We start from the raw sequence: 12,362 nt of genomic DNA on the forward strand, positions 1-12,362 counted from the left end.
CATCGAGACCATGGCGGGCCTGTTCATCAACACCCTGCCCGTCAGGGTGCGGCTGGACCAGGACCGGACCCTCGAGGAACTGCTGCACGCGCTCCAGGGCGAGCAGGCGGAGCTGATGGCCCATCAGCACCTGGGTCTGAGCGACATCCACCGCCTGGCCGGACTGCCGCACCTCTTCGACTCGGCCATGGTCTACGAGAACTACCCGGTCGACGAGAAGGCCACGTCCCTCACCGGCACGTCCCTCACCCTCACCCGCGCACGGACCCGTGAGGCGGCCCACTACCGGCTCATGCTGATGGCCGCACCGCACGAGCGGGGACTGTCCCTGCGCATCGAGTACGCGCCCGCCGCGTTCGGGGACGAAGAGGCCCGTGCGCTCGCCGACCGGTTCGTGCGGGTGCTGCGGGCGTTCGTGGAGGACCCGGCCCGCCCGGCCGGTACGGTCGAGGTCCTCACCGCCGAGGAGCGACGCCGCATCCTCGCCGACTGGAACGACGTCGACGCGGATTCGGCGAGGCCGGGGACGAGCGTCGTCGAGGCGTTCGCGGCGCGGGTGGGGCGTACGCCGGAGGCCGTGGCCGTCCGCTGGGACGGCGGGTCACGGACGTACCGCGAGCTCGACGAGCGGGCGGACCGGCTCGCGGCGCGGCTGGTGTCCCTGGGGGTGAAGCCGGAGGAGCGGGTCGCGCTGCTGATGGAGCGCTCGCCGGAGGTGGTGACGGCGGTCCTCGGCGTGCTGAAGGCCGGAGCGGCCTACGTGCCCCTCGCCCCCGACCTGCCCCCGGCCAGGCTGGACACGATGCTGCGGCAGACCGGGGCTTCGGTCGTCGTCACGGACGCCTCCCACCGCGACACGGCACCCGCCCTGCTGCCCCGGGCCGGCCACTTCGTCACGGTGACCGACGAGGACCCGCTGCAGGGCGGGGGAGCGGTACGCCCCGACACGCGCCCCCACCCGGACAGCGCCGCCTACGTGATGTTCACGTCCGGCTCCACGGGCGAACCGAAGGGCGTGACGGCCACCCACCGCGGTGTGGTGAGCCTGGCCACGGACCGCCACTGGAGGACCGTGTTCGCCCCCGGCCGCCCGATCCGCACGCTGCTGCACTCGCCGTACGGCTTCGACCCCTCCACCTGCGAGCTGTGGACCCCGCTGCTGAACGGAGGGGAGGTCGTGGTGGCCCCGCCCGGCGACCCGGACGTGGCGGCCGTCGCGCGGGCGGTCCGCGAGCACGACGTGACCCTGCTCCTGCTGACGGCCGGACTCTTCCGCGTCGTGGCCGAGGAGGACCCCGGCTGCCTGGCGGGCGTCCGCGAGGTGATGGCCGGCGGCGACGTCGTCACGGCCGCCACCGTGCGCCGGGTGCTGGAGCACTGCCCCGGCACCGTCGTCACCGACGCGTACGGTCCGACCGAGATCACCGTGTACGCCACCGCCCACACCATGGAGGACCGGAGCGCGGTCCCGCCGGCCGTGCCGATCGGCCGGGCCCGCGACGGCATGCGCGCCTACGTGCTCGACGGCCGGCTGCGGCCGGTGCCGCCCGGCGCGGTGGGCGAGCTGTACATCGCGGGTGACGCGCTGGCACGCGGCTACCTGAACTGGTTCGCGCAGACCGCGGAGCGTTTCGTCGCCGATCCGTTCGGTCCGGCCGGCACCCGCATGTACCGCACGGGCGACCTGGTGCGCTGGACCCCGGACGGGGTGCTGGAGTTCCTCGGGCGGGCCGACCACCAGGTCAAGATCCGCGGCTTCCGCATCGAACTCGGCGAGACCGAGGCGGTCCTCGGCGAGCAGGACGGGGTGGCGGACGCCGTCGTCCTGGTGCACCGGGCGCCCTCTGGGGCCAAGCACCTCACCGGCTACGTCGTGCCCGAACCGGGACGCGTCCTCGACACCGGACGTCTGAGGACCCTGGCCGCCGAACGGCTCCCGGAGTACGCGCTCCCGGGCACCCTGCTCGTCCTGGACGAGCTCCCCCTGACCCGGCACGGAAAGCTGGACCGCGCCGCCCTGCCGGCGCCGCATCCGGAGGAAGCGGGCGGGGGCAGGGAGCCCCGCACGGAGCGGGAGGCGCTGCTCTGCGCCCTGTTCGCGGAGGTGTTGGGCGTCGAGCGGGTGGGCGCGGACGACGGGTTCTTCGCGCTGGGCGGGGACAGCATCATGTCGATCCAGCTGGTGAGCCGGGCGCGGCGGGCCGGACTCGTCCTCACCCCGCGTGAGGTCTTCGAGCACCGGACGCCGGCCGCGCTCGCGGAGGTCTGCGGCACCGTCGGCGGGGAGCCGGTGGACGGCGTCGAGGACGACGGTACGGGTCCGGTGGAGCCGACTCCGGTGATGCGCTGGCTGCGGGAGTGGCGGGGCACGGTGGAGGGCTTCCAGCAGTCGGTGCTGCTCCGGGTGCCGGCCGGGCTGGGGGAGGAGCGGCTGACGGCGGCGGTGCGGGCGCTGCTGGACCACCACGACGCCCTGCGGCTGCGGGTGTTCGCGGACGGGGCGCTGGAGGTGGCCGGGCGCGGGGCGGTGGACGCCGCCGGGTGCGTGCGCCGGGTGTCCCTGGCCGGTGCCGACGTGGCGGGGGAGGCGAGGGCTGCGGTGGCGCGGCTGGCGCCGGAGTCGGGCGTGATGGTGCAGGTGGTGTGGTTCGACGCGGGTTCCAAGGAGCCGGGCCGGCTGCTGCTGGTGGTGCACCACCTGGCGGTGGACGGGGTGTCGTGGCGCATTCTGGTGCCGGACCTGCGGCAGGCGTGGGAGTCGGTGGCGGCCGGCGAGCCGGTGTGCCTGGACCCGGTGGGCACGTCGTTCCGGCGCTGGGCGGGCCTGCTCGCCGAGCGCGCGCACGACCCGGCGCTGCTGGAGGAACTCCCCTACTGGGAGGGGGTGCTGGCCACCGGCGAACCCCCGCTCGGCCGTCGCCCGCTGGACCGGTCGCAGGACACCACCGCCACCGCCCGGCGGCTGACGGTGACGTTGCCGGAGGTGTACACGGGTCCGTTGCTGTCGTCGGTCCCGGCGGCGTTCCACGGTGGGGTCGACGACGTGCTGCTGGGGGCGCTGGCCCTGGCGGTGCGCCAGTGGCGCGCGGCGCGGGGCGTGGACGTCGGCGGTGGTGTGCTGGTCGACCTGGAGGGCCACGGCCGCGACACCGACCGGCCGGACGTGGACCTGTCCCGCACGGTGGGCTGGTTCACCCGCGTCCATCCCGTACGGCTCGACGTCGCCGTCTTCGGGGACGACCCCGTGGACGCCGTGAAGCGGGTCAAGGAACAGCTGCGGACGGTACCCGGCGACGGCGCGGGGTACGGCCTGCTGCGCCACCTCAACACCGACACCGCGCCCGCCCTCGCGGCCCTCGCGGAGCCGCAGATCGGCTTCAACTACCTCGGACGCACGCTCTCCGTGTCCTCGGCCGACTGGACTCCGCTCGACCGGCCGGGCGGACTCGACGGCCCGGTGACGGCACTGCCGCACGCGCTCGAGATCAACGCCATCGCGAAGGACGGCCCCGGGGGTCCGGTGCTGTCGGCGACGTTCGCGTGGGCGGGCGGTCTGCTCGACGAGGCGGAGGTGCGGGAGCTGGCCGAGCGGTGGTTGCGGGCTCTGGAGACCCTGGCGGGCACGGGCGCGGAGAAAGGCGGCCACACGCCGTCCGACTTCCCGCTCGTACCGTCCCTGACCCAGGAGCAGGTGGAGTCCCTCGAGGCCGCGTACCCCGGCCTGGAGGACGTCCTCCCGCTCTCCCCGCTCCAGGACGGCTTCCTGTTCCACGCGCTGTACGACGCCCAGGACACCGACGTCTACACCGCCCAGGTCGAACTCGACCTGGAGGGACGACTCGACGAGGCGGCCTTGCGCGAGGCGTGGACGGCACTGCTGCGCCGCCACGCCAACCTGCGGGCCGCGTTCGTGCCCGACGCCGCCGACGTCCCCGTCCAGGTGATCGTCCGCGACCCCGGGCTGCCCTGGCGCACCGTCGACCTGCGGGCCCTGTCCGAGGCGGACGCGGAGGCGGAGGCCGGCCGGACCGCCGCCGAGGAGCGCGCGAAGCGCCTCGACCCGGCACGGGCACCGCTCATGCGCCTCGCCCTCCTCCACCTGGGCGACACCCGCCACCGCCTCGTCCTGACGAACCACCACATCCTGTTCGACGGCTGGTCGGTCCCCGTCCTGGCGAAGGAACTCTTCACCCTGTACGCCGGTGGCGCCGGCGCGGATCTGCCGCCGCCCACCCCGTACCGCGACTACCTCGCCTGGCTCGCCGCACAGGACGGGCAAGCGGCCGAGCGGGCCTGGGCGGACGCGCTCGACGGGGTGGAGGAGCCGACCCTGCTGGTCCCGGACGTCCCGACCGCCATCGCTGGGGCACCGGGCGTCCCCGCCAGGATCGGCGCGCAACTCCCCGCGCCGGCCGTGACGGCACTGCGCCGGCTGGCGCGGGACCGGGGGCTGACGGTCAACACCCTGGTGCAGGGCGCCTGGGCGCTGCTGCTGTCCCGGCTGACCGGCCGCGACGACGTGGTCTTCGGCACGACGGTGTCCGGCCGGCCGCCGGAGATACCCGGCATCGAGACCATGGCGGGCCTGTTCATCAACACCCTCCCGGTCCGGGTCGTCCTCGATCCGGCCGAGCGGCTGGCCGACCTCCTGCTGCGCCTCCAGACCGCCCAGTCGGAGCTGCTGGCCCACCAGCACGTGGGGCTGAGCCGGATCAACCGGCTGTCCGGTCTGCCGCGGCTCTTCGACACCCTCGTCGTCTTCGAGAACTACCCGGTCGACGAAGGGGCCGCCCCGTCCCCGGGGCTCGCCGTCAGCGGTTCGAAGGTGCACGACGCGACCCACTACCCGGTGACCCTCGCCGCCGGACTCCGCGACGACGAACTCTGGCTGCGGCTCCACCACATGCCGCACCTCCTCACCGAGGAGGCCGCGCGCACGCTCGCCGACCGGTTCGTGCGGGTGCTGCGGGCGTTCGTGGAGGACCCGGCCCGCCCGGCCGGTACGGTCGAGGTCCTCACCGCCGAGGAGCGACGCCGCATCCTCGCCGACTGGAACGACGTCGACGCGGATTCGGCGAGGCCGGGGACGAGCGTCGTCGAGGCGTTCGCGGCGCGGGTGGGGCGTACGCCGGAGGCCGTGGCCGTCCGCTGGGACGGCGGGTCACGGACGTACCGCGAGCTCGACGAGCGGGCGGACCGGCTCGCGGCGCGGCTGGTGTCCCTGGGGGTGAAGCCGGAGGAGCGGGTCGCGCTGCTGATGGAGCGCTCGCCGGAGGTGGTGACGGCGGTCCTCGGCGTGCTGAAGGCCGGAGCGGCCTACGTGCCCCTCGACGGGAAGCTGCCCAGGGCCCGGCTCACCTCGATGACACGACTGGCGGGATGCCGTGTCGTGGTCACGGACGGCAGCACGGCCGCCGACGGGCTGCCCGGGATCGAGCACGAGGTCGTGGCCGGCGGCGACGACCGTCCGGAGGGGGCGGAGACCCCCGTGCGGGCCCCCGTCCCGCGCGTCCTGCCGGACAGCGCCGCCTACGTGATGTTCACGTCCGGCTCCACCGGCGAGCCGAAGGGCGTGGAGATCACCCACCGCGGTGTGGTGAGCCTGGCCACCGACCGCCGCTGGAACGCCGACGCCGGGGCCCCCGGTGCCGACGCGCGTCCGCACCGGGTGCTGCTGCACTCGCCGTACGGCTTCGACCCCTCCACCTACGAGCTGTGGATGCCCCTGCTCGGCGGCGGAGAGGTCGTCGTCGCACCGCCCGGTGACCTCGACGTCCCCGCTGTCGCCCGTGCCCTGCGCACACACGGTGTGACCTCGCTGCTGCTGACGGCCGGACTCTTCCGCGTCGTGGCCGAGGAGGACCCCGGCTGCCTGGCGGGCGTCCGCGAGGTGCTCACCGGCGGCGACGTGGTCTCGTCGGCGTCCGTGCGGCGCGTCCTGAACGCGTGCCCGGACACGGTCGTCACCGACATCTACGGCCCGACCGAGATCACCCTGTTCGCGACCCAGCACGCCATGCGTGACGCGGCCCGGGTACCGGGCAGCGTGCCGATCGGCCGGGCCCGCGACGGCATGCGCGCCTACGTGCTCGACGGCCGGCTGCGGCCGGTGCCGCCCGGCGCGGTGGGCGAGCTGTACATCGCGGGTGACGCGCTGGCACGCGGCTACGCGCGCCGGTACGCGCTGACCGCGGAGCGTTTCGTCGCCGATCCGTTCGGTCCGGCCGGCACCCGCATGTACCGCACGGGCGACCTGGTGCGCTGGACCCCGGACGGGGTGCTGGAGTTCCTCGGGCGGGCCGACCACCAGGTCAAGATCCGCGGCTTCCGCATCGAACTCGGCGAGATCGAAGGCGTGCTGGGCGAGCAGGAAGCGGTTGCCGACGCCGTGGTCCTCGTGCGGAAGGCCCCTTCCGGCGGCAAGCACCTCGTCGGTTACGTCGTGCCCGAACCGGGACGCACGCCCGACCCCGCCACGCTCCGGGCGAACCTCGCCGAACGACTTCCGGAATACATGGTCCCCTCCGACATCCTCCTGCTCGACGCACTGCCGCTCACCGCGAACGCCAAGCTCGACCGCGCGGCCCTGCCCGTGCCCGACTTCACCGGCACCGCGGGCACGGACCGGGTACCGCGCACTCCCGTGGAGCGGACCCTCTGCGCCCTGTTCGCGGAGGTGTTGGGCGTCGAGCGGGTGGGCGCGGACGACGGGTTCTTCGCGCTGGGCGGGGACAGCATCATGTCGATCCAGCTGGTGAGCCGGGCGCGGCGGGCCGGACTCGTCCTCACCCCGCGTGAGGTCTTCGAGCACCGGACGCCGGCCGCGCTCGCGGAGGTCTGCGGCACCGTCGGCGGGGAGCCGGTGGACGGCGTCGAGGACGACGGTACGGGTCCGGTGGAGCCGACTCCGGTGATGCGCTGGCTGCGGGAGTGGCGGGGCACGGTGGAGGGCTTCCAGCAGTCGGTGCTGCTCCGGGTGCCGGCCGGGCTGGGGGAGGAGCGGCTGACGGCGGCGGTGCGGGCGCTGCTGGACCACCACGACGCCCTGCGGCTGCGGGTGTTCGCGGACGGGGCGCTGGAGGTGGCCGGGCGCGGGGCGGTGGACGCCGCCGGGTGCGTGCGCCGGGTGTCCCTGGCCGGTGCCGACGTGGCGGGGGAGGCGAGGGCTGCGGTGGCGCGGCTGGCGCCGGAGTCGGGCGTGATGGTGCAGGTGGTGTGGTTCGACGCGGGTTCCAAGGAGCCGGGCCGGCTGCTGCTGGTGGTGCACCACCTGGCGGTGGACGGGGTGTCGTGGCGCATTCTGGTGCCGGACCTGCGGCAGGCGTGGGAGTCGGTGGCGGCCGGCGAGCCGGTGTGCCTGGACCCGGTGGGCACGTCGTTCCGGCGCTGGGCGGGCCTGCTCGCCGAGCGCGCGCACGACCCGGCGCTGCTGGAGGAACTCCCCTACTGGGAGGGGGTGCTGGCCACCGGCGAACCCCCGCTCGGCCGTCGCCCGCTGGACCGGTCGCAGGACACCACCGCCACCGCCCGGCGGCTGACGGTGACGTTGCCGGAGGTGTACACGGGTCCGTTGCTGTCGTCGGTCCCGGCGGCGTTCCACGGTGGGGTCGACGACGTGCTGCTGGGGGCGCTGGCCCTGGCGGTGCGCCAGTGGCGCGCGGCGCGGGGCGTGGACGTCGGCGGTGGTGTGCTGGTCGACCTGGAGGGCCACGGCCGCGACACCGACCGGCCGGACGTGGACCTGTCCCGCACGGTGGGCTGGTTCACCCGCGTCCATCCCGTACGGCTCGACGTCGCCGTCTTCGGGGACGACCCCGTGGACGCCGTGAAGCGGGTCAAGGAACAGCTGCGGACGGTACCCGGCGACGGCGCGGGGTACGGCCTGCTGCGCCACCTCAACACCGACACCGCGCCCGCCCTCGCGGCCCTCGCGGAGCCGCAGATCGGCTTCAACTACCTCGGACGCACACCGATGTCCGCCGCCCCGTCCGGTACCGACTGGTCGCCGGTCGCACAGCCCGGCGGATCCGACGCCGATCCGGCCACCCCGCTCGCACACGCCTTGGACGTCAACGCGGTCGCGGTCGACGGGGCGGACGGTCCGGTGCTGTCGGCGACGTTCGCGTGGGCGGGCGGTCTGCTCGACGAGGCGGAGGTGCGGGAGCTGGCCGAGCGGTGGTTGCGGGCTCTGGAGACCCTGGCGGGCACGGGCGCGGAGAAAGGCGGCCACACGCCGTCCGACTTCCCGCTCGTACCGTCCCTGACCCAGGAGCAGGTGGAGTCCCTCGAGGCCGCGTACCCCGGCCTGGAGGACGTCCTCCCGCTCTCCCCGCTCCAGGACGGCTTCCTGTTCCACGCGCTGTACGACGCCCAGGACACCGACGTCTACACCGCCCAGCTCGTACTGGACCTGGAAGGCCTCCTGGACGAGGCGGCCTTGCGCGAGGCGTGGACGGCACTGCTGCGCCGCCACGCCAACCTGCGCGCCGGGTTCGTCCACGACGCCGCCGACGTCCCCGTCCAGGTGATCGTCCGCGACCCCGGGCTGCCCTGGCGCACCGTGGACCTGACCGGCGTACCGGCGACGGAGCACACCGCCCGGCGTGACCGCGTCGCCGAGGAGGAACGGTCGGCGCGGTTCGACCTGGCGCGGCCCCCACTGCTGAGGATCGCACTGGTCAAGCACGACGAGGAGCACCACAGCCTCGTCCTGACGCCGCACCACGTCCTGCTCGACGGCTGGTCCATGCCCGTGCTGCTCCGCGAGATGTTCGCGCTGTACGCGGCGCGGGGTTCGGCGGCCGAACTGCCCGCCGTCACCCCGTACGGCGACTACCTCGCCTGGCTCGCGGCCCAGGACCGGGAGGCCGCCAGGGCCGCCTGGACCGCCGAGCTGACCGGGCTGGACGAGCCGACGCTGCTCGCCCCCGCGGCGGCCGGCGCGTCCACGGCCGAACCCGGCCACGTCACCCTGGAGGTTCCCTCCGGCACGGTCGCGGCCCTGCACCGGCTGACGCGGGAGGCGGGCCTGACGGTCAACACCCTGGTGCAGGGCGCCTGGGCGGTGCTGCTGTCCCGCACTACGGGCCGTGACGACGTCGTCTTCGGCGCCACGGTCGCGGGGCGCCCGCCCGAGGTCGTCGGCGTCGAGTCCATGGTCGGCCTCTTCATCAACACGCTGCCCGTCCGGGTCACGCTGGACCCGGGGGCGACCCTCCTCCAGACGCTCACCGCGCTCCAGAGCGGCCAGTCGTCCCTGATGAGCCACCAGCACCTCGGTCTGAGCGAGGTCACGAGGCTGTCCGGTCACCCCGCGCTCTTCGACACCCTCGTGGTCTTTGAGAACTACCCGGTCGACCGGAGGGCGTTCGCCCCGCCCGCAGGCGCCCCCGGGCCACGGCTCACCGGAGTCAGGGGCCGGGACGCCACCCACTACCCGCTGAGCCTGATCGTCACCCAGGGACCCCAGGACTCCCAGGACCCCTCCGGCGGGAGCCTCACCCTCCGCCTCGGCTACCAGCCCGCGCACTTCGACCACGCGGCCGTGGCCGCGCTGGCGGACCGGCTGGGTCTGCTGCTGCGGGAGTTCGCCGCGGAGCCCGGCCGGAGGCTGGCGGTCGTCGACGTGCTCCGGGACGAGGAACGCGAACGGGTCCTCACCCGGTGGAACGACACGGCGGTGCCCGTCGCACCGGCCACCCTCCCCGGGCTGTTCGCCGCCCAGGCCGCCCGTACGCCCGACGCGCCGGCCGTCGTCCACGGGACGCAGCGGCTGACCTACGGCGAGCTGGCCGCCCGCGCCTCCGCCCTCGCCGGCCGCCTGCGCCGGGCCGGTGCGGGACCGGAGACCCGTGTAGCCGTCGCCGTGCCCCGCTCCGCCGACCTGGTCGTCGCCCTCCTGGCGGTGCTCGAGGCGGGCGCCGCGTACGTCCCCGTCGACCCGGGTCTTCCGGCGGAGCGCGTCGCCCTGCTCCTCGAGGACACCGCACCGGTCCGCATCCTGGTCACCGAGGCGATGGCGGCACGGTCCGCACTGCCCGCCGGTGACACGCCCCTCCTCGTCGTGGACGCCGGCACCGGCGAGGAGACGCGCACCTCCGGCGCGGGCGCCGCGTTCGACTCGCGCCACCCCGCCTACGTCATCCACACCTCCGGTTCCACCGGCCGGCCCAAGGGCGTCGCCGTTTCGCACGAGGCCGTCGTCAACCGCCTGCTGTGGATGCAGGAGACGTACGGGCTCACCGCCGAGGACCGGGTGCTGCACAAGACCCCGACCGGCTTCGACGTCTCCGTGTGGGAGCTGTTCTGGCCGCTCGTCACCGGCGCGGCCCTGGTCGTCGCCCGTCCCGACGGGCACCGGGACCCGGCCTACCTCGCGGAGCTGATACGCGCCGAACACGTGACGACGGCGCACTTCGTGCCGTCGATGCTCGGCGCGTTCCTCGACGAGCCCGCCGCGGCCGGGTGCACCGGACTGCGCCGGGTGGTGTGCAGCGGCGAGGAACTCCCCGCCGACCTGGCGGCCCGCTTCCACACCGTGCTGCCCGGGGTACCGCTGCACAACCTGTACGGCCCCACGGAGGCGGCCGTCGACGTCACCCACTGGGAGTGCGAACCGGATGCCCGGGGGCCCGTGCCGATCGGCCGGCCGGTCTGGAACACGCGGGCGTACGTACTGGACGCGGCGCTGCGTCCGGCGCCGCCCGGGGCCACCGGCGAGCTCTACCTCGCCGGGGTGCAGCTGGCGCGCGGCTACCACGGCAGGCCCGCCCTGACCGCCGAACGCTTCGTCGCCGACCCGTACGGCCCGCCCGGCACCCGCCTGTACCGCACCGGCGACCTGGCCCGACGGCGCGCCGACGGCGTCCTGGAGTACCTGGGCCGCGCCGACCAGCAGGTGAAGGTGCGCGGGGTGCGGATCGAGCCGGGCGAGGTCGAGGCGGTCCTGCGCGCCCACCCCGGCATCGCCCGCGCCACCGTCGTCGTACGGGCCGACGGGCAGGGCGAGGCCCGGCTGATCGCCTATGCCGTGCCCGCCGCCGCTCCAGCCCCTGCCCCCGCCGACCCGGCCCTGCTGCGGCGGTACGTCGCGGACCGCCTGCCGGAGTACATGGTGCCCGCGGCCGTCGTCACCCTCCCGGACCTGCCTCTCACCGTGAACGGCAAACTGGACCGGGGGGCGCTGCCCGACCCCTCGTACACCGCTTCCGGAGACGGACGCCCGCCGCGCGACGCCGAGGAAAGGCTGCTCTGCGAGCTGTTCGCCGAGGTGCTCGGCGTGGACCGGGTCGGCCCGGAGGACAGCTTCTTCGAGCTGGGCGGGCACTCGCTGCTCGCGGTCCGGCTGCTGGGCCGCATCCGCTCGGCCACCGGCTCCGCCCTGGGCGTTCGCTCGCTGTTCGACGCGCCCACCCCCGAGGCCCTGGCCCGGCTGCTGCGCTCCGCCGACGGGCGTGGGACCGGGACCGGGGAGGCCGCGCGGGCCCTGGAGGTCCTGCTGCCACTGCGGGCCACGGGCACCCGGCCGCCCTTGTTCTGCGTCCACCCGTGGGCCGGGCTGAGCTGGCCGTACGCCGGCCTGCTCCGCTCCCTCGGCGAGGACCGCCCGCTGTACGGGCTCCAGGCCAGAGGGCTGGCCCGGGCCGAGGAACCGCCCACGTCCGTGGGCGAGATGGCCGAGGACTACCTGGCCCGGATCCGCGAGGTCCGGCCCGAGGGTCCGTACCACCTGCTGGGCTGGTCCTTCGGCGGCCTGGTGGCCCACGAGATGGCGGTGCGGCTGCGCGAGGCGGGGGAGGAGGTCGCGCTGTTGGCCCTGCTCGACGCCTTCCCGCCGGACGCGACCGCCGCCGTCAAGCGCGCCGGGGCCGACGGACCGCCCCCGCGGGAAGGGACGGAAGGCGACGTCCTCGCCCGGCTGCTGCGGTTCCTCGGCCACGAGGTGCCCGGCCCCCCGGACGGCGGCCCGGTGGACGTGGAGGCGGCCCGCGAGGTCCTGCGGCGCGGGGGCGCGCCCCTCACCGACATCCCGCCGCGGACGCTGCGGGCGTGGCCCGGCATCGCCGCCCACCACGCGCGGCTGCAACGGGAGTTCGTCCCCCGGTACTTCGACGGTGACGTCCTGCTGTTCACCGCCGAACCGGACCCGGGGACGGACGCGCCGGCCCCCGCGTCCTGGGCGCCGTACGTCGGGGGACGCCTCGACCCGCACCCCGTCGCCTGCGGCCACCACGAGATGACCCTGCCCGGCCCCGTCACGGAGATCGGCCGTGCCGTCGCGGAGCGCCTGGAGGGCGCCGACCGCCCCCGCACCACCTGACCCCTGTCCGACCGAACGACCCCGCCCACCCCCGTACGGAGCA

General features: G+C 75.2%; 1 protein-coding gene (cut by a window edge). It reads left to right on the plus strand.

What is annotated here, in order from left to right; genetic code table 11:
* Positions 1–12,319: the 3' end of a non-ribosomal peptide synthase/polyketide synthase gene (locus ACZ8ZB_RS32900; protein WP_470741214.1), read on the plus strand. Its footprint begins 16,535 nt before the window's first position; only the last 12,319 of its 28,854 coding nucleotides appear in the window; its start codon lies beyond the left edge, outside the window; the stop codon is at positions 12,317–12,319.
* The last annotated feature ends 43 nt before the right edge of the window (positions 12,320–12,362 follow it).

The sequence above is a fragment of the Streptomyces sp. 12E genome (assembly GCF_055633275.1).